This window comes from Acidithiobacillus sp. TH-A36 (assembly GCF_057473445.1).
On record NZ_JBYCKP010000035.1, the window covers coordinates 1 to 1,246 of the forward strand.

The 1,246-nt window shown below is 53.6% G+C and carries 1 protein-coding gene; it reads left to right on the plus strand.

All coding sequences use genetic code 11. From position 1 onward, the window contains the following. Positions 1 to 174: 174 nt before the first annotated feature. Positions 175 to 1,246, plus strand: a 1,072-nt coding sequence (locus AC2VLY_RS00870; protein ID WP_486921606.1) for an MFS transporter, incomplete at its 3' end; no start/stop codon positions are given.

Here is a 1,246-nt window from a genome sequence, read left to right on the forward strand (position 1 = left end):
CCTTACGCCTGAAAGCCCTGCCCGAAGGCCAGGAAATGGATCAATACGCCCGCAGCATGTTCGCTTATTCCATCTCTTATCTGTTTTTGCTTTATACTGCCCTGATCCTTGGTAAATTGGTGATGGGTTATGGCTTCTTCTGAAAAACGCCGTGGACGGGTGAAAGGCCCGTCCATGAGTCCGCAGGAAAGACGGGCTGTCAGTGGTCTGAGCTTTATTTATGTCGCGCGCATGCTCGGCCTGTTTATGCTCATGCCAGTGCTGGCCCTCGATAATGACCAGTTACGATACAGTACGCCCCTGTTGCTGGGTCTGGCTATTGGAGTTTACGGGCTTGCCCAGGCCGCTCTGCAATTTCCTTTCGGGGCAGCCTCCGACCGCTTCGGACGGAAAAAGGTGCTGGTTTTCGGGATCATCCTTTTTATTCTGGGCTCCTTGCTGGGCGCAGTGACCCACAATATTTATGGCATTATTCTGGCGCGGTTACTGCAAGGTGCCGGTGCCGTGTCCTCGGTGCTTCTGGCTACGGCGGGAGACCTGACCGGCGATCAGCATCGTACCAAAGCCATGGCGGCTATTGGTGGCAGTATTGCCGTTGCCTATGTGCTGGGTATTGCTATCGGTCCGGTATTTTACGGACTTTGGGGCTTGACCGGGGTGTTCCTGGTCGCGGCAGCACTGGGGGTTCTGGCGCTATATCCGCTCTGGAAAATTATTCCACCTATTGCGCACGCGCAGCAGAATCGTATGGGTAGCTGGACAGATGCCATGAAAATGTTCCGCCATCCACCGGTACTCACGGCCAGTGTTGGAATTTTCATTTTGCAGATGGTTCTGGGCGCGAGCTTTGTGGTGCTTTCTCCAGAACTGGTCAATGCCATGCACATTCCCGAAAGTGGCATTTTGGAAGTGTATTTGCCGGTCATGCTGCTTTCGGTGCTGCTCATGCTGTTTCCGGTGATTTATGCGGAAAAAAACAAGCAACACGGGCAGATGCTGATCGTCAGCGGTCTCGCGATTGCGGTCGGAGCCCTGATTATGGGGCTGGAATCCGGACATTTCTGGCTAGTAGGCATTGGCGCGGTTATTTTCTTTGCTGGCTATAATATTGCTTCGGCGATATTGCCTTCGATGATGAGCCGCAGCACTCTTCCCGAACAGCGTGGTGCTTCCAGTGGCGTTTATTCCATGATGCAGTTTCTGGGTATTTTTGTGGGAGGCGTGTTGGGAGGATGGGGTCTTGGCC